Source organism: Nocardioides sp. Leaf374 (assembly GCF_916862475.1).
GTDB classification, from domain to species: Bacteria; Actinomycetota; Actinomycetes; order Propionibacteriales; family Nocardioidaceae; genus Nocardioides; species Nocardioides kribbensis.
This window is the reverse complement of sequence record NZ_CAKASO010000004.1, coordinates 1-17,786: the sequence shown is the minus strand read 5'-3', so window position 1 is coordinate 17,786 and position 17,786 is coordinate 1. Positions and strand designations below refer to the sequence as shown.

Below are 17,786 nucleotides of genomic sequence, written 5' to 3'. Positions count from 1 at the left end.
CGGTGGTGACGGGCGCCACGAGACTAGGTTGGAGCCCATGGCACCTGCGATCCCGACCCACGACCTGCTCGACGGCACGACGCTCCCGGCCGTCGGGTTCGGCACCTACCCGCTGCGCGACGACGCGTGCGTCGAGGCCGTCGGGTCGGCGATCGCGGCGGGCTACCGCCTGCTCGACACCGCGGTCAACTACGGCAACGAGGCCGCGGTCGGCGAGGCGGTCAGGCGGGCCGAGGTCGATCGTGACGAGCTGGTGGTGACCAGCAAGCTGCCCGGTCGCGACCACGGCTACGACGAGGCGGTCGCCAGCGTCAGGGGCTCGCTGCGCGCCCTCGGGCTCGAGCGCATCGACCTGCACCTCATCCACTGGCCCAACCCGAGCGTCGACCGGTACGCCGAGGCCTGGCGCGCCCTGGTCGACCTCCAGCGCGACGGCCTGGTGCGCTCGATCGGGGTCTCGAACTTCACCGAGGCCCACCTGGCGCGGATCATCGACGAGACCGGCGTGACACCGGTGGTCAACCAGATCGAGATGCACCCGCACTTCCCGCAGGCCGCGATGCGTGCGGTGCACGAGCGTCTCGGCATCCGCACGGAGTCGTGGAGCCCCCTGGGCAAGCGCAACGCCCCCCTCGACGAGCCGGCCGTCACCGGCCCCGCCGCCCGCCTGGGCGTCACCCCGGGTCAGGTGATCCTGCGCTGGCAGGTGCAGCTGGGCTCCGTGCCGGTGCCGAAGTCGGCCACCCCGGAGCGACAGCGGGCCAACCTCGACCTCTTCGGCTTCGAGCTCACCGACGCGGAGGTCGCCGACATCTCCGCCCTCGCTCGCGTCGACGGCCGGCTCTTCGGCGGGGATCCCGACACCCACGAGGAGATGTGATGGCGTCGGCCCCGCCGACCCCCCACCTCCGCGTCGACCTCGACCGCCTGCGCCGCAACGTCCGCCGCACCGCCGAGCGCGCCCGCAGCCTGCAGGTCTCGCTGCGCCCGCACGTCAAGACCCACAAGAGCGCCGAGATCGCCCGGCTGCAGCTGGTCTCCGGCGCCGTGGGCATCACCGTCGCCACCGTGGGCGAGGCCGAGGTCTTCGCGCGCCACGGCTGCACCGACGTCTTCATCGCCTACCCCCTCTGGCTCGACGACGACCGCGCCTCCCGCCTGCACGACCTCTCCGAGATCTGCCGGCTGGCCATCGGCGTGGACTCCGTCGCCGGCGCCGCCAACGCCGGGCGTCGCCTCGGCGGGTCGGGGGTCGAGGTGCTCGTGGAGGTCGACTCCGGCCACCACCGCACCGGGGTGCCGGCGGACCGGGCCGGGGACGTCGCCGTCGCGGCCCGCCGGGCCGGTCTCGTCGTGCGCGGGGTGTTCACGTTCCCCGGCCACGGCTACGCCCCGGGCGCCACCGCCGCGGCCGTGCGCGACGAGATCGAGGCCCTCCGCACCGCCCGCGACGCCCTGCTCGACGAGGGCATCGACGTGCGCGTGGTCTCGGGCGGCTCGACGCCGACCCTCGCCGCGAGCCTCGTGCCCGGTGCCGCCGACGTGGTCGACGAGCTGCGCCCCGGCGTCTACGTCTTCGGCGACGCCCAGCAGTGGGAGCTCGGCGTCGTCGAGCCCGCCGACATCGCGCTCACCTGCCGGGCCACGGTCGTCAGCCACGCCCACGGTCGCCTGGTGCTCGACGCCGGGAGCAAGGTGCTGGGTGCCGACCGAGCGGCGTACTCCTCCGGCTTCGGCCGGCTGCTCGACCACCCCGGCGCCCGGATCACCGCCCTCTCCGAGCACCACGCGACCGTCGAGCTCGGCGGCGCCGCCCTGCCTGCGCTCGGCTCGGTGCTCGACGTGGTGCCCAACCACGTGTGCTCCGCGGTCAACCTGGCCGACGACCTGTGGGTGGAGGAGGCGGGCGGCCTGCGCGCGTGGTCGGTGACGGCCCGCGGGCAGAACGGCTGAGCGCGCCGGGCCGCTCAGGCTGCTCTCACACCCGGCGCCTACGATCGGCGCCATGCGCACCCGACCCGCCCCCCGTGTCCTCGCCCGCCGCGCCGCGACCCGCCCCCTGGCCGCCGTCGCCGTCGTCGCCTGCCTCACCTCGCTCGCCGCCTGCGGGTCCGACGAGGAGCCGACGGCCGAGGACACCTCCGCCGCGAGCCCCGCCACCTCCGAGAGCGCCTCCGGCTCCCCCTCCGACGACGGGTCCGCCGCCGGGTCGGGCTCCTGCGACTACCCGCAGGACGGTCAGCCCGCGAAGGAGGTCGACCCGCCCGAGACCACCCCCACCGTCAGCGGCGAGGTGAGCGCCGACGTCGCGACCAGCGCCGGCGACATCGGCCTGACCCTCGACGCCGACGCCGCACCCTGCACCGTCAACTCCTTCGTCAGCCTCGCCGAGCAGGGCTACTTCGACGGCACCACCTGCCACCGCCTCACCACCGAGGGCATCTACGTGCTCCAGTGCGGCGACCCGACGGGCACCGGCACCGGCGGGCCCGGCTACACCATCCCCGACGAGCTGACCGGCGAGGAGACCTACCCGGCGGGCACCCTGGCCATGGCCAAGACGATGTACCCCGACTCCGGCGGCTCGCAGTTTTTCATGGTCTACGAGGAGTCGCCGCTGCCGCCGGACTACACCGTCTTCGGCACCATCGACGACGCCGGCCTCGACCTGCTCACCGAGATCGGCGACGAGGGCACCGACAACGGCACCGGCGACGGCGCGCCCGCCACGCCGGTCGACATCGAGAGCGTCACCGTCGGCTGACCGGCTCCGCGGCCCCGGGGGCCCGGTTCTGGGGGCCCGGTTCTGAGGGCCCGGTTCTGGGCGCTCGGTTCTGAGGGCCCGGTTCTGGGCGCTCGGTCCTGGGCGCCCGGGCTCAGTGGCCCAGGTCGCCCGCGGCGAAGGTGACCGGCTCGCCCAGGGTGACCGTGCGCCCCACCGTGCACAGGCGTTCCTGCACCATCTGCAGGGTGCGCGGCACGACCTCGCGCGCCCGGTCGCCCTCGGGGCCCTCGGGGAAGGTCACGTCGAAGGTGACCCGCAGGTCCACCAGGTGGTTGCCCTGCTCGTCGCGCACCTTGTGCCCCTCGGCCCGCGCCGCGAAGGACGCGAAGGGCGACCGCTTGCCGGTGACGTGGTCGAGGTCGACCGCCCCGCAGCCGACCAGAGCGGCGAGCAGCAGCTCGACCGGGGTGAAGTCGGGGTCGTCGCCCGACCCGACCGGCAGCACGCCACCGCGGCCGTTGGTGGCCTTGTAGCGGCGCTCCCCGATGCGCTCGAGGTCGACCGCCCGCCGGGTCGCGGGGTCTCGGCCCGGCTCGCGCACGTGGTCGGGGGTCGGGGTCGGAGGCTGCTGCATGGTCTCGTCCATGCCAGCAGCCTCCCAGACACGCCCGGGAGGTCGTCCGGTTTGACCTCAGCGCCCAGCCGAGAGACGTTCGAGTGGTCCCCCCGCACCCCATCGGAAGGCGAGCACGTGCTCTTCCTGACCGAGAACGCCCAGTCCATCGTCACCGACCTCGCGGCCCAGCCGGCCCAGCCGGGCCAGCCCGGCGCAGCCGGCCTCCGCATCGTCTCCGAGAGCGAGGTGGAGCCGGCGCTGCTGGTGTCGACCGCCGCGGCGCCCGAGCCGGGCGACGTCACCGTCGAGCAGGACGGCGCCACGGTCTACCTCGACCAGACCGCCGCGCTGCTGCTCGACGACAAGATCCTCGACGCCGCCGTGCACCCCGACGGCAAGGTCGAGTTCGCCCTGGCCGTGCAGCCGTAGGACCCGGACCCGGCCCCAGGCGGGCCGGGGCCACGACGTACGACGGGCCCCCGACACCGGAGTGGTGTCGGGGGCCCGTCGACCGTCCGGGGCGCCGGAGTCCCTCCGGCGGCCCGGGCTCAGTCCTCGGCGGGCTCGAGGCCCAGGCGCACGCGTCGGCGGTGCGCCAGCAGGAGACCCAGGTTCCGCCGCTCGGTCGCCTCACGCTCGGGGCGGAACCTCGTCGAGGAGATCCCGTAGGCGACGTACAGCTGCGAGTTCATGGTGTCTCTCATCCCTTTCGCCCCGTCTCGGGGCTGGCGTCCGGTGTGCGGGTACCCGCACACCTGTCATTGGTCATCGTCGTTTTCGACTCTTACATCGTAGCGACTGCTACACACCGCACCTCATCCTCGAGGCTGTGATGTCGCGCACCCGTCGACGCCCTGCCAGCACCACCTCCGTCGCCCCTCGGGAGCCGGTGGCACCATCGAGGACATGACCACCGAGACCCGCGAGATCCACCTAGCCCGACGACCCTCCGGCGCGCCCGTGCCCGACGACTTCCGCCTCGTCACCACCACGCTCCCCGACCTCGGCGAGGGCGAGGTGCTCGTGCGCACCGACGTCATGTCGGTCGACCCCTACATGCGCGGACGCATGAACGACGCGAAGTCCTACGTGCCCCCCTTCGCCCTCGACGCGCCCCTCGAGGGGGCCGCGGTCGGTGAGGTCCTGGAGTCGCGCGCCGAGGGCATCGAGGTCGGCGACACCGTGCTGCACGGGCTGGGCTGGCGCGAGCACGCCGTGGTGTCGGGCAAGGCCGTGCGCACGCTCGACGTCTCCACGCTGCCCGCCTCGACCTACCTCGGCGTGCTCGGCAGCACCGGGCTGACCGCCTACGTCGGCCTCACCCGCATCGCCGAGATGAAGCAGGGCGAGACCGTCTTCGTGTCCGGTGCGGCCGGCGCCGTCGGCTCCTCCGTGGGCCAGATGGCGCGTCTGCTGGGCGCCGGCAAGGTCATCGGGTCCGCCGGCTCGGCCGACAAGGTCTCGTGGCTGACCGACGACCTCGGCTTCGACGCCGCCTTCGACTACCACGACGGCCGGGTGAGCGACCGGCTGGGCGAGCACGGCCCGGTCGACGTCTACTTCGACAACGTCGGCGGGGAGCACCTCGAGGCCGCCATCACGCACCTCAACGACTTCGGCCGGGTGGCCGTCTGCGGCATGATCGCGGGCTACAACGACCCGAGCCAGGCCGCGGGCCCCCGCAACATGATGATGGTGGTGCAGAAGCGGCTGCGGCTGCAGGGCTTCATCGTGACCGACCACTACGACCTGGCCTCGGAGTTCTACGAGAAGGCCGGCGCCTGGGTGGCCGACGGCTCGCTGAAGCACCGGGAGACCTTCGCCGACGGGCTCGACCACGCCGTCGAGGCGTTCCTCGGCGTGCTGAACGGTGCCAACACCGGCAAGATGCTCGTGCGGCTCTGAGCGAGCCCCCCACACGCCGACGGCGGGCCCGGACCAGGTGGTCCGGGCCCGCCGTCGTGTGTGCGGGTCGTGCTGTGCTGCGAGGGTGGTGCGGTCGCGTCAGCGGCGCACGCGGATGTCGACGTAGCGCTGGCCGCGGACGACCTCGTCGTAGGGACCGCTCTGGGTGACGAAGGAGCGTCGCAGGCCCTTGCCGTTGGCGTAGAGCTCCGCGGAGACCTCGTCGTTGCGGACCGGGTCGGCGTAGGCCTTGACGGCCTGGGCCACCGACTTGATGCGGTAGTTGTTGGTGTAGTCCGAGGCACCGCCCTGGACGACGAGGAAGGCCGAGCGCTTGGCGCGCGACGGGATCTTCACCGAGACCGGTGCGTAGGTGACGGTGTCGTCGACCGCGGTGAGCACGGCGCGCAGGTCGAGGGTGCTCCCGGCCTTGGCCACCAGGTTGGTGCGGCGCCCGATCGTCGTCCACTCGCCGCCCTTGCGCTGCTGCAGACCGGTCACCTTGAGGGTGTCGGTGGAGGTGTCGACGTCGCTGTCGACGGTGATGTCGTCGACCTGGACGCCGTCGATGCGGCTCAGGGCGTAGGCGAGGTCGGCCAGCTCGAAGACCGACTCGAAGGAGATGTCGTAGTCCGAGACGTAGGTGTCGGCCGAGGAGATCTCGAAGGGCGCACCCAGCTCGTCGGTGCCGGTGATGGTCCAGCTCTGTGCCTCGGTGCCGGGGATGTAGGAGTCGAGCACGCGGTCGTGGTTGACCAGCAGCTGGCCGAAGACCGTGTCGGCGAGGAAGCGCTTGACGTAGGCGTCGCTGCTGCCGGTGCGCTCGCGGCCGTCGAAGCTGACCGTCGAGGCCACCGTGGTGGTGTCGGGCAGCGTGGCGAAGGTGCCGGTGATCCCGGTGGTGCGGTCGTCAGTGATGGTGCCGACGGCGGGGGCGATGTTGGCGACCTTGAAGGGCGCGCCCAGGCTGTCGGGCTGGACGTAGAGCGCGTCGGCCGGGTTGAGACCCAGCGTGGTCTCGCCGAAGAAGGCGAACGGGTGGCCGAAGCCCACCACCTCTCCGCCGCAGACCGAGGTGGCGGTGCCGACGGCGCCCGCGGTCACGTCGCCGTAGGACAGCGTGGTGGCGAGGTTGCCTCCGGCGACGATGGTCTCCTCGGTGGCGTCGGCCGCGGCCGCGCGACCCACGGCGCCGACCGCGTAGGTCTGCTCGGAGAAGTACTTCTTGTCGCTCTCGCGGACCATGTCGATGCGCTTCTGCGTCATCCCGCTGATGCCGACCGGCATGCGGAGCTGGCGGAAGCCCTGCTCGGCCTGGCTCGCGGTGACGTCGGAGCTCGCGGCGATCTGGCGGGCCGCGCGCGCGTCGACGTCGACGCGGCGCGTGCCGGAGGTGAGGTAGTCGTCCATCTCGGCGAAGGGGGTGATGCCCGCGATCGGCGAGGATCCCCACGACAGGCCGTAGGCGACGGCGCCGACCAGCTGGCCGTCGATGTAGACCGGCGAACCGGACATGCCCGACCAGATGCCGCCGGCCGCGTCGATGGCCGGCGAGGTGAGGTCGGCCATGATCATGTCGACGCCGGGAGCGATCCCGTCGTCGAGCACGCCGATGATCGAGCCCTCGAAGGCCTCGGGCGTGGTGCCCTCGGAGACGGTCAGGCCGGTCACCGCGGCGTCCGCGGTGATCTGCTCCTGGGGGTAGGTGGGGGTGCAGTCCTCGGCGGGCTCGGCGGACTGTGCCGGCCCGGAGGCGACGGCTGCGGCCCCGAGAAACAGTCCGGCTGCGGCGGTGCTGGCGACCAGGGCCCGGCCCCGGCGCGTGGTGCTGGGTCGCGTCATCGCGTCCTCATTCCTCCTGTGTGGCGAGGGCGCGGTCTGCGTCCCTCGTGAAGGGTGACGTGCTCCTCACCCTTTTGGTTGCACGCCGGGCCGGGCAGGTTGGTGACCGTGGCCCGATCGTGACCGTGGGAGGCACGTCCTAGGGTGAGGGAGTGAGCTCCGCCGACACCCCGACCGCCCCGCCGACCGACCCCACCGCCTCCGCCGAGGCCGCCGCCCCCGGTGGGCTCAAGCGCGCGGAGGCGGTCGCCCGCGCCGCGCTGCTCGACGTCGAGTCCTACGACCTGCGCCTCGACCTCGCCTCCGACACCGAGACCTTCGGCTCGGTCACCACCGTGAGGTTCACCTCGCGCGGCGGGACGACCTTCGTCGACCTGAAGCCGGCCTCGCTGCGCTCCGTGCACCTCGACGGGCACCCCGTCGACGTCGACCTCCTGCGACGCGGGCGCCTGCCCCTCGAGACCACCGAGGGTCCCCACGAGCTCGTCGTCGACGCGGTCATGGCCTTCCGCAACGACGGCGAGGGGCTGCACCGCTCGGTGGACCCCGCCGACGGGCGCCACTACGTCTACGGCATGTCCTTCATGGACGCCGCCCCGAGCGTCTTCGCCTGCTTCGACCAGCCCGACCTCAAGGCCCCCTACACGCTGCACGTCACCGCGCCCGAGGACTGGGTCGTGATCGGCAACGCCCCGGCCACCAACCCCGAGCCCGGCGTGTGGGAGCTCGAGACGAGCCAGCCGCTGTCCACCTACTTCGTCACCCTGGTCGCCGGGCCCTACCACCTCGTGCGCGACCAGCACGACGGCATCCCCCTGGGCCTCAGCGCACGGGCCAGCCTGGCCGCCGACCTCGACGCCGACGCCGAGGAGCTGCTGACCATGACCAAGCAGTGCTTCGACGAGTTCCACCGTCTCTTCGGCATCCGCTACCCCTTCGGCGACTACCACCAGGCCTTCGTGCCGGAGTTCAACGCCGGCGCCATGGAGAACCCCGGCTGCGTCACCTTCCGCGACCAGCTCGTCTTCTCCAGCAAGGTGACCCGCGGCCAGCGCATCCAGCGTGCGACGACCGTGGCCCACGAGATGGCCCACCAGTGGTTCGGCAACATCACCACCCCGCTGTGGTGGGACGACCTGTGGCTCAACGAGTCCTTCGCCGAGTACATGGGCAACCGGGTCACCGCCGACGTCACCGAGTACACCGACGCCTGGGTCTACAACTCCTTCTCGCGCCGGCAGTGGGGCCTCCTGGCCGACCAGCGGCCCAGCACCCACCCGGTCGCCGGCAACGGCGAGGAGGACGCCACGGCGGCCCTGCAGAACTTCGACGGGATCTCCTACGCCAAGGGCTCGAGCATCCTCAAGCAGCTCAACGCCACGATGGGCGACGAGGTCTTCCTCGCCGGCGCGGTCGACCACTTCCGCAGCCACTTCTTCGGCAACGCCACCATGCACGACCTCTTCGCGAGCTGGGAGCGCGCCGGCGCCGGCGACCTCTCGGACTTCACCCGCGGCTGGCTGGTCACCGCGGGGCCCGACCGCATCGTGCTCGACCGCTCCGCCGGCGAGCTGGTGCGCACGCCGCCGCCCGGCAGCCCGGCGGACCGGTCGCACACCTTCCGCGTCGCGACCGCCCGGGCGACGGCTCCGTCCGGCGGCACCGCCGGCACCGGCCCGTGGGCGCTGACCCGGGTCACCACCCGGGGCGGGCGCACGCCGTACGAGCCGGAGGCGGGGGCCGCGGTGGTGCTCGACCCCTACGACGACACGTGGGCCGTCGTCGAGCCCGACGGCGAGACGCTGGCGCAGCTGCCCGCGCTGCTCCCCCGCACCGACGACGCGCTGCTGCGGGCCGGGGTGTGGAACGGCGTGCGCAGCGGCTACCACCACGCCACGGTGGCGCCGGGGGCGGTGGTCGACCTCGTCGAGGCCTGGCTGCCGACCGAGGACAGCGACGCGGCCATCGCCTTCACCGTGCCGTGGCTGCTGCGCGACGTGCTGCCGCTGACCACCGACGGCGACGACGCCGCGGCGCGGGTGCACGAGGCGGGGCTGGCCGGGGCGCTCGCCGCTCCCGCCGGCTCGACCCTCCAGCTCGCCGCCTTCCAGGCCGCCGCCGCCACGGCACCCGCCGACCGCCTCCAGCACTGGATCGCGGGCGAGGGACTGCCCGACGGCGTCGAGGTCGACGACGAGCTGCGCTGGCGCCTGCTCGTCCGGCTCGCCGCGCTGGGCGCCACCGACCGGTCCGCTCTCGACCGCTGGCTGGCCCAGGAGCCCACCACCCGCACCCGTGTCGAGCACGCGAGGGCCGTCGCGTCGCTGCCCGAGGCCGCCGCCAAGGAGTTCGCCTGGGAGCGCTTCACCGGTGCGGTCCCCGCCACCAACTACGAGCTCGAGGCCGCCGGGCTCGGGCTGTGGCGCCCCGGTCAGGAGCACCTGACCGAGCCCTACGTCGCCCGCTACCTCCAGGCGCTCCCCACCATCGCCGAGGTCCACCAGGGCTGGGTGCTCGGCCAGGTCGTCACCGCCTTCTTCCCCCTCACCTCGCTGCGCGACGAGACCGTCGCGGCGCTGCACGCCGCGGCCGACGCCCCGGGCCTCGACGCCACCGTGCGCCGCCGCGTCGTCGACGCCACCGACGACCTCGAGCACCGCCTGGCCGTCGCCCGGGCCTTCGGCGCATGAGCGGCGCAGCGCGCGGCCTTCCCGGTGCCCGCGCCCGGCGTCCCGGGCCCACCGTCCGCACGCGGGTCGAGGAGCACCGAGCCGGCCCTGACGGCGAGGGGCCCGACGAGGTCCGCCGCCACGAGGACCGGCTGGTCACCGAGGAGCCGCTCGAGATCCGGCTCGCCTGGCCCGGCGCCGAGGCCCACCGGGCCTGGGTGACGATGCGGACCCCCGGTCACGACTTCGAGCTCGCGGCGGGGTGGGCCGTGCACGAGGGACTGCCCGGGCCCGCCGGCATCGCGGGCATCGCCTACTGCACCGACGTCGACCTCGCCCCGGAGCAGGAGTTCAACGTCGTGACCCTCACCCTGGCCGAGCCCCCGGCCCGGCCGCCGGGCCACCGCCACGACGCCCTCTCGGCCGGGTCATCGGCCTGCGGCGTCTGCGGCGCCGACAGCGTCTCGGCGGTGCTCGACATCGCGCGCGGCGCGCGCTGGGAGGGCGCCACGCCGACCGCCGACGTCGTGCGCCGTCTGCCCGACCTGCTGCGCGAGCGGCAGCCGGTCTTCGCCCGCACCGGCGGCATCCACGCCGCCGGGCTCTTCACCGCCGACGGCGAGGCGGTCCTGGTGCGCGAGGACGTCGGTCGCCACAACGCCGTCGACAAGGTCAGCGGCGCCCGGGCGATGGCCGGGGAGCGACCCGGTGGCGCCTGCCTGGTGGTGAGCGGACGTGCCGGCTTCGAGCTGGTGCAGAAGGCGGTCACCGCCGGTTTCGGCTCCCTGGTCTCGGTCGGTGCCCCGACCAGCCTGTCGGCGCAGCTGGCCGCCCAGAGCGGCCTGGAGCTGTGGGGCTTCACCTCGCCGCGGCGTACCGTGCGCTATGTCTGAGCCCTGTCACCGCCGGTCACCGGCGGCGCATTGTGACGTTCCCCGCTCCGGCGGTGTCTGACCCAAGGGGGTGGGCGGATCCCGGCCCGCGCCTGCCTAGCGTGGAGTCGTCCCTCATCCGCGACACCAGAGGAGCACGACCCCATGAGCACCACCGCCACCCTGTCCGTGCCGACCCCGAGCGCTGCGTTCGAGACCAGCACCGTGGAGCGCCGCGCCGTCGGTGAGCACGACGTGCTGATCGACATCGCCTACAGCGGCATCTGCCACTCCGACATCCACCAGGCCCGCAACGAGTGGGCCGAGGGCATCTTCCCGATGGTCCCGGGCCACGAGATCGCCGGCACCGTGGCCGAGGTCGGCCCGGGCGTCACCAAGTACGCCGTGGGCGACCGTGTCGGCGTCGGCTGCTTCGTCGACTCCTGCCGCGAGTGCGAGAACTGCCGCGCCGGCGAGGAGCAGTACTGCCTCAAGGGCGAGGTGCCGACCTACAACGGCAAGGACTACGACGGCGTCGAGACCTACGGCGGCTACAGCAAGCAGATCGTGGTCCACGAGGACTACACCCTCGGCATCCCCGAGGGCATCGAGCTGGACGTCGCCGCTCCCCTGCTGTGCGCCGGCATCACCACCTACTCCCCCCTGCACCACTGGGGCGCCGGGCCGGGCAAGAAGGTCGCCATCGTCGGCATGGGCGGCCTGGGCCACCTCGGTGTCAAGATCGCCGCGGCCATGGGCGCCGAGGTCACCGTGCTCAGCCAGTCGCTGAAGAAGGAGGAGGACGGCCGCCGTCTCGGCGCCGACCACTACGCCGCGACCTCCGACCCCGAGACCTTCGAGTCCCTCGCCGGCACCTTCGACCTGATCGTCAACACCGTGGCCGCGACGCTGCCGGTCGACAAGTACCTCTCGCTGCTGCGCCTCGACGGCGCGATGGTCAACGTCGGCATCCCCGCCGACGCCGACACCTACCACGCCTTCTCGCTGGCCGGCATGCGCCGCAGCCTGGCCGGCTCCAAGATCGGCGGGATCCGCGAGACCCAGGAGATGCTCGACTTCTGCGCCGAGCACGGCATCGGGGCCGAGGTCGAGGTGCTGGCCCCCGAGCCGGCCGTGATCGACGAGGCCTACGAGCGCGTCGTGGGCAGCGACGTCCGCTACCGCTTCGTCATCGACATGGCGGCCCTCGAGGGCTGAGCGGCGACCTCTCGTCGCCGCCCCCGTGGCGGCGACCGCACGGCCCCGGGACCCCGTCCCGGGGCCGTGCGGCGTGGGTCCCCCGCAGTGTCGGCGGCCCCTCGTAGGTTCTTCCCATGCGCATCCTGCACACCTCCGACTGGCACCTGGGCCGGTCGTTCCACCGCGAGGGGATGCTGACCCACCAGGCGGCCTACGTCGACCACCTGCTGGCGGTCGTCGAGTCCGAGCAGGTCGATCTCGTGGTGCTGGCCGGAGACGTCTACGACCGTGCGCTGCCGCAGGTCGACGCGGTGCGCCTCGCCGACGAGGCGCTCTCCCGGCTGGCCGCGTCGCGGGCCCGGGTGGTGGTCACCAGCGGCAACCACGACTCCGCCCAGCGGCTCGGCTTCAGCGCGCGCCTCATCGACGCCGCCGGCGTGCACCTGCGCACCGACCCCGCCACCGTCGGGCGCCCCGTGCTGCTCGAGGACGAGCACGGTCCGGTGGCCGTCCACGGCCTGCCCTACCTCGACCCCGACGCCGTGCGCGAGCCGTGGGGCCTGACCTCCCGCTCCCACCAGGCGGCCCTGACCGAGGCCGTGCGGCGCGTGCGCGCCGACCTGGCCGGGCGTCCCGGCACCCGGTCGGTCGTGCTCGCGCACGCCTTCGTCGCCGGCGCCGAGTCCAGCGACTCCGAGCGCGACATCAGCGTCGGCGGTGTCTCGCTGGTGCCCACGTCGGTCTTCGACGGCGTCGACTACACCGCGCTCGGACACCTGCACGGCCGTCACACCCTCACCGACGCGGTCCGCTACAGCGGATCGCCCCTGGCGTACTCCTTCTCGGAGGCCACCCACCGCAAGGGGTCCTGGCTGGTCGACCTCGGCGCACCCGCGGCGCCCGGCGAGGGCACGGCGAGGCTGTCGGCGCAGTTCGTCGACGCCCCGGTGCCCCGCCCGCTGGCCCGGTTGCGGGGCGAGCTGGAGACCCTGCTGAGCGACCCGCGACTCGCCGAGCACGAGCAGTCCTGGGTGCAGGTCACCCTCACCGACGCGGGCCGCCCCGCGCAAGCCATGGAGCGGCTGCGGCGCCGCTTCCCCCACACCCTCGTCCTGGGCTTCGACAGCACCCCCGTCACGGTCGGAGCGGTGCCGTCCAGCCGCACCCAGGGCCGCAGCGACCACGACATCGCGCTGGAGTTCATGACCGCGATGAGGGGCGAGGAGGCCTCCCCGGCCGAGCGGGCGCTGCTGCGGCGCGCCGTCGACGCCTGCTGCGACGACCCCGACCTGGATCCGGTGCGGCGCCCCGGCGACCACGGGTCCGACCAGGAGTCCGACCACCGGGCCGACCCCGAGATGCTGCTGGCCGCCTCCGCGGCCGCGGCCGACGGGCGGCTCTTCTGATGCGGCTGCACCACCTCGAGGTCACCGCCTTCGGCCCCTTCGCCGACACCGTCTCCGTCGACTTCGACGAGCTCTCGGCCGCGGGCCTCTTCCTGCTCACCGGCCCCACCGGCGCCGGCAAGACGAGCGTGCTCGACGCCGTGTGCTTCGCGCTCTACGGCGACGTGCCCGGCGACCGCAACGCCGCGCGCCGGCTGCGCTCCGACCACGCCGCCGAGGGCGTGGCGCCCCGCGTCGAGCTGGAGGCCACGCTCTCCGGACGCCGCTTCCGGATCACCCGCTCCCCGCAGTGGGAACGGCCCAAGCGGCGCGGCACCGGCATGACCACGCAGCAGGCCAGCGTCGTGGTCGCCGAGCGGGTCGGCGGTCAGTGGACGACCCTGTCGACCCGGCTCGACGAGACCGGCCAGCTCGTGACCGGCCTGGTCGGCATGAACGTCGCCCAGTTCACCCAGGTCGCCATGCTCCCGCAGGGCCGCTTCCAGGCTTTCCTCCGCGCCCGCTCCGAGGAGCGCCACCGGCTCCTGCAGCAGCTCTTCCGCACCGGCCGCTTCGAGGACGTCGAGCGTTGGCTGCGCGAGCACCGCACCGCGCTGCGCCGCGACTCCGAGTCGCGCCGCGAGGGCGTCGCCGACCTGGTCAGTCGAGTCAGCGAGGCCGCTGACGCCGCGCTGCCGGGCCTCGCATCTGGAGCCGCCGATGCAGACGCCCCGCCTGACGCCCCGCCTGACGCCGCGCCCGACGCCACGCCCGGCGCAGCCCCGGGCGCCGTCACCGGGTCCGGCGCCGCCAGGACCGCCGACACGACCGCCGACACGACCGTCGACACGGTGCCGGGCCTCGACCTGCTGGCGGCCGACGGCACCCTGCTGGCGTGGGGTCGCGACCTGCGCGCGCTGGCGACCTCGTCGCTGGCGGCGACCACCGAGGCCGTGGCCGCGGCCGCGCTCGGCGAGCGCGAGACCCGGGAGGCGCTCGAGCGCGCCCGGCTCGCGGCCGAGCGGGACCGTCGCCGCCGCGTCGCCGAGTCCGAGCACCGCCGACTGGTCGCCGAGGAGCCGGCGCAGCAGCGACGCAGGGTGCGGCTCGCCGAGGCCCGGCGGGCCGCGGCCGTGGCGCCCCTCCACCGCTGGGCCGAGGAGAGCGCCCTGGCGGCGGACGCCGCGGAGCGGCGGGCAGCAGCGGCCCTCGGCGCGCTGTCCGACGGTGACCGGCGCGAGCTGTCCGACGAGACGTCCACCCCGTGCACCGGTGCGTCCACCGGACCGTCCGCCGACGACCTGGCGCAGCGCGAGGCCGCGGCGGTCGACGCTGCGGCACGTGTCACCGCGCTGGTGCCGCGCGAGGAGCGCCTCGTCACGGCGCGCCGCCTCGAGGAGCGGACCGGTGCCGCGCTGGAGCGTCTGCGAGCCGACCTCGCCCGTGACGCTGAGCAGGCCGCAGCGCTCCCGGCCCTCCTGGCCGCGACGCGCGAGCGTCTCGACGCGGCCCGCGCCGCCACCGCCCTCCTCGGCGTCGTCCGGGCCGACCTCGACCAGACCACCGCACGGCTCGAGGCCGCCCTCGAGGCCGCCCGCCTGGAGACGTCGGCCGCCCAGGCCCACGAGGTGTGGCTGGAGGCGCGCGAGTCCACCGGCCAGGCCCACGAGCACCTGCTCTCCGTGCGCGAGGCCCGCATCGAGGCCATGGCCGCCGAGCTCGCCGGCGCCCTGGCCGTCGGCGGCTGCTGCCCCGTCTGCGGCTCCGCCGAGCACCCGGCCAAGGCCGTCGCCGCCCCCGGCTCGGCCGATGCGGCGGCGGAGAAGGAGGCACAGCGCGCGCTCGACGACGCCAAGGCCGACGAGCACGTGCGCGAGTCGCACCTGCGCGACCTGAGGACGCGCCACGCCCTCGCCCGCGAGCGGTCGGGCGGGGAGGCCCTCGAGGCGCTCGAGTCCCGCGCCGCCGCGTTGCGCGAGCAGGCCACGACCGGCGCGGCGGCCGCAGCGGAGGTCGAGGCCCTCCAGACCGAGGAGCGTCGCCTCGAGCAGCGGCGTGGCGACCTCGCCGACCGCCTCCAGGCGGCGCACGCCGCGGTGGCCGACCACGAGGCCACGGCCCGCGCGGTGACCGCCGAGATCGCCGAGATCCGCTCCGAGATCGCCGCCGTGCTCGAGCGCGTCGGTCGCCGCAACGTCGGCAACGTCGGCGACGACGGCAACAACGACAACGACGGCGACGACGACGGCGAGCCCGGCGACCTGGGCTCGCTGCTGGCCTCGTTGCGCGGCGAGGCCGAGCGCCTCCGCGAGGCACGGACGGCGCTCGAGGACCTCGAGCGGGGGCGCGACGCTGTCGCCGACGCCCGGACGCGTCTGGCCGAGACCGCGGCCGAGGCCGGTTTCGCCGACCCGGGCGCCGCTCTGGCGGCGGTGCTGGAGGAGCCCGAGGTGGAGCGGCTGGCCGATGCCGTCGACGCCCACGACCGGGCGCTGACCCGGGTCGAGGACGAGCTGCGCGACGTGGGTCCCCGTGACGGCGCCGACACCGACCCCGCCGCCGCGCAGAGCGCCTGGGAGGCCGCGGAGACCGAGCTCCAGTCGGCGCGCGCGGTGGCCGCCACCTGGACCACGCGCTGCGGTCGGCTCACCGACCTGGTGCGAGAGCTGGAGCGTGCCCTCGAGCAGTGGGCGCCGGTGCGCGAGCGGCTGGAGCTGGCGACGGGGCTGTCCACGTTCGTCGAGGGCAAGGCCGCCGACAACGCCCTGCAGATGCGGCTCTCCGCCTACGTCCTCGCCTACCGGCTCTCCCAGGTGGTGGCCGCGGCCAACGAGCGGTTGGCCCGGATGTCGGACGCCCGCTACGCCCTGGAGCACTCCGGGCGCCGCGGCGCCGGTGAGACCCGCGGCGGGCTCAGCCTGCTCGTGCGCGACGACTGGTCCGGGGAGTCGCGCGACCCCGCGACACTGTCGGGCGGTGAGACCTTCGTGGTCTCCCTCGCCCTGGCCCTGGGCCTGGCCGACGTCATCACGCAGGAGACCGGCGGCGCCGACCTCGACACCCTCTTCGTCGACGAGGGCTTCGGGTCGCTCGACGCCGACACCCTCGACGACGTCATGGACGTGCTCGACTCGCTGCGCGACGGGGGACGCGTCGTGGGCGTCGTGAGCCACGTCGGCGAGATGCGCGACCGCATCACGGCCCGCCTCCAGGTGAGCAAGGGGCGGTCGGGGTCGACGCTGGCCGTCAGCCGCTGACCGGTCCGTCGCGGCCGCGGCGTCGGTCGCGGCCGACCTGACCGTGGCGGCCGCCCCGGTCGCCGGCGGCCCGGCGCGGCCCCGGGGACGACGCGTCCCGGCTCAGAGCATCTGGGTCCACGCGCTGAGGTCGAGACCCCAGTCGTCACGCAACCGGGGCAGCTGCGGGCCGTACATCACCCGCAGCGAGTCGCTCAGGCCCTCGGGCCAGTCCCACTCGACCCGGCTCGAGGAGGTCGACTCGCGCTCGACCTGCGCCAGCGGCACGGGCTCCACGCCGAGGGCCCGCCACACCGCGTCGACGGCGGGCTGGGGGTCGCGTCGCACCTGCTCGTAGACCATCACCGTGAGTCGCTCGCGCCCGATCGCGGCGGCCCAGGTGTCGAGCTGGTCGGCGTAGAAGCCGCTGAAGGTCTGCATCGTGATCTGCAGCGGGTAGGGCCACGACTTGCCGCGTGTGCCGGCCCACCGCATGGCGCTGCGGAAGCGCTCGATGGGGTCGCGCAGCAGCACCAGCACCGGCACCTCCGGGGCGAGGTGGGCCGCGGCGTAGGCCGGCAGCGAGGCGTGGCGCAGGTACTGCGGGGTGAACTCACCGCGACGCAGGCCGTCGGCGGGGAAGAGGTCGGCGTACTCCTGGGCCGGCACCAGGCCGTCGGCGACGCGGTGGAAGAGCTGCTGCTCCTTCTTGCCGTTGGTGCCGAGACCCACCTCCGGATGCTGGGTCAGCAGCTCGGTGAACCAGGTGGTGCCCGAGCGCTGGGCACCCAGCCCGAGCCAGGCGGGGCCGGTCGGCGGCGCGGGGCGGCGACGACCCGGCAGCCAGCGGGAGACGGGGCGCTGTTCCATGGCGCTCACCCTACTGACGGGCGGCGCCCATGGGCCGCGTCGGCTAGGTTCGGCGCCATGAGTGCCGCGCGACCCGACCAGGCCAGGCTCGACCCGACGTTCCTGGCGCTGCCCTTCCGGTCGCTGGGCGAGACCGCCCTCGCGCGGGCCGCCGAGCTGGGGGCCACGCACGCCGACTTCCGCTTCGAGCGGGTGCGCTACCAGTCGCTCGCGGTGCGCGACGGGGTGCTCCAGGACGCCAGCGACAGCGAGGACCTCGGCTTCGCCGTGCGGGTGGTGCACCGCGGGTCCTGGGGCTTCGCCTCCGGCGTGGTGCTGACCCCCGAGGAGGCCCGCCGCGTGGCGGAGACCGCGGTCGGGGTGGCCGAGGTCGCCGCGAGCATGACCGCGGAGCCGGTGGTGCTGGCGCCCGAGCCGGTGCACGACGACGTCACCTGGGTCTCCTCCTACGCCGTCAACCCGCTCG

Annotated in this window: 15 protein-coding genes; 11 read left to right on the top strand and 4 right to left on the bottom strand. The window is 74.4% G+C overall.

Annotation, left to right across the window (positions count from 1 at the left end):
* The first annotated feature begins 37 nt into the window (after positions 1 to 37).
* Genes LPA27_RS02845 through LPA27_RS02835 form a run of 3 tightly spaced genes read left to right on the top strand, consistent with a single transcriptional unit; the run spans position 38 to position 2,764 of the window.
* Positions 38 to 880: an aldo/keto reductase gene (locus tag LPA27_RS02845; protein ID WP_228941437.1), complete on the top strand. Its 843-nt coding sequence runs from the start codon at positions 38 to 40 to the stop codon at positions 878 to 880.
* Positions 880 to 1,953: an alanine racemase gene (locus LPA27_RS02840; protein ID WP_228941436.1), complete on the top strand. Its 1,074-nt coding sequence runs from the start codon at positions 880 to 882 to the stop codon at positions 1,951 to 1,953. Before LPA27_RS02845 ends, LPA27_RS02840 begins: the two co-directional genes overlap by 1 nt.
* A 52-nt stretch (positions 1,954 to 2,005) precedes the next feature.
* Positions 2,006 to 2,764, top strand: coding sequence for a peptidylprolyl isomerase (locus LPA27_RS02835; protein ID WP_056864467.1), 759 nt, complete (start codon positions 2,006 to 2,008; stop codon positions 2,762 to 2,764).
* A 112-nt stretch (positions 2,765 to 2,876) separates the two neighbouring features.
* Here the strand turns inward: LPA27_RS02835 and LPA27_RS02830 are convergent, their stop codons facing one another.
* Positions 2,877 to 3,371: an OsmC family protein gene (locus tag LPA27_RS02830; protein WP_228941435.1), complete on the bottom strand. Its 495-nt coding sequence runs from the start codon at positions 3,369 to 3,371 to the stop codon at positions 2,877 to 2,879.
* A 105-nt stretch (positions 3,372 to 3,476) separates the two neighbouring features.
* Between LPA27_RS02830 and LPA27_RS02825 the strand changes: the two genes are divergently transcribed.
* A complete protein-coding gene (locus tag LPA27_RS02825) occupies positions 3,477 to 3,770 on the top strand; it encodes a hypothetical protein (protein ID WP_056904092.1) in 294 nt (97 codons plus the stop codon).
* Positions 3,771 to 3,889: 119 nt separating this feature from the next.
* Here LPA27_RS02825 and LPA27_RS02820 read toward each other — a convergent pair whose 3' ends face one another.
* Positions 3,890 to 4,033, bottom strand: coding sequence for a hypothetical protein (locus tag LPA27_RS02820; RefSeq protein WP_156697893.1), 144 nt, complete (start codon positions 4,031 to 4,033; stop codon positions 3,890 to 3,892).
* 214 nt (positions 4,034 to 4,247) lie between these two features.
* Between LPA27_RS02820 and LPA27_RS02815 the strand changes: the two genes are divergently transcribed.
* On the top strand, positions 4,248 to 5,246 hold the full coding sequence (locus LPA27_RS02815; RefSeq protein WP_228941434.1) for an NADP-dependent oxidoreductase: 999 nt from the start codon (positions 4,248 to 4,250) through the stop codon (positions 5,244 to 5,246).
* Positions 5,247 to 5,345: 99 nt separating this feature from the next.
* Here LPA27_RS02815 and LPA27_RS02810 read toward each other — a convergent pair whose 3' ends face one another.
* A complete protein-coding gene (locus LPA27_RS02810) occupies positions 5,346 to 7,088 on the bottom strand; it encodes a SpoIVB peptidase S55 domain-containing protein (RefSeq protein WP_056904094.1) in 1,743 nt (580 codons plus the stop codon).
* Positions 7,089 to 7,240: 152 nt separating this feature from the next.
* Between LPA27_RS02810 and pepN the strand changes: the two genes are divergently transcribed.
* The 5 genes from pepN to LPA27_RS02785 all read left to right on the top strand — a co-directional run bounded on the left by pepN (position 7,241) and on the right by LPA27_RS02785 (position 16,471).
* Positions 7,241 to 9,778, top strand: a complete 2,538-nt coding sequence (gene pepN, locus LPA27_RS02805) for an aminopeptidase N (protein ID WP_228941433.1) — start codon at positions 7,241 to 7,243, stop codon at positions 9,776 to 9,778.
* The gene (locus LPA27_RS02800; protein ID WP_056864471.1) at positions 9,775 to 10,650 is read left to right on the top strand and encodes a formate dehydrogenase accessory sulfurtransferase FdhD; all 876 of its coding nucleotides are present in this window, start codon (positions 9,775 to 9,777) and stop codon (positions 10,648 to 10,650) included. The genes pepN and LPA27_RS02800 overlap by 4 nt, the downstream gene beginning before the upstream one ends.
* Before the next feature lie 144 nt (positions 10,651 to 10,794).
* Complete coding sequence (locus LPA27_RS02795) at positions 10,795 to 11,847, top strand: NAD(P)-dependent alcohol dehydrogenase (protein WP_056864472.1); 1,053 nt, start codon at positions 10,795 to 10,797, stop codon at positions 11,845 to 11,847.
* Positions 11,848 to 11,963: 116 nt separating this feature from the next.
* Positions 11,964 to 13,235 (top strand): exonuclease SbcCD subunit D, encoded by a 1,272-nt coding sequence (locus tag LPA27_RS02790; RefSeq protein WP_228941432.1) that lies wholly within the window; start codon positions 11,964 to 11,966, stop codon positions 13,233 to 13,235.
* Positions 13,235 to 16,471, top strand: coding sequence for an AAA family ATPase (locus LPA27_RS02785; RefSeq protein WP_228941431.1), 3,237 nt, complete (start codon positions 13,235 to 13,237; stop codon positions 16,469 to 16,471). The genes LPA27_RS02790 and LPA27_RS02785 overlap by 1 nt, the downstream gene beginning before the upstream one ends.
* Before the next feature lie 102 nt (positions 16,472 to 16,573).
* Here LPA27_RS02785 and LPA27_RS02780 read toward each other — a convergent pair whose 3' ends face one another.
* Complete coding sequence (locus LPA27_RS02780; RefSeq protein WP_056864474.1) at positions 16,574 to 17,320, bottom strand: sulfotransferase family protein; 747 nt, start codon at positions 17,318 to 17,320, stop codon at positions 16,574 to 16,576.
* Between the two features lie 57 nt (positions 17,321 to 17,377).
* Between LPA27_RS02780 and LPA27_RS02775 the strand changes: the two genes are divergently transcribed.
* On the top strand, positions 17,378 to 17,786 hold a 409-nt coding region (locus LPA27_RS02775), incomplete at its 3' end, for a PmbA/TldA family metallopeptidase (protein WP_324251232.1).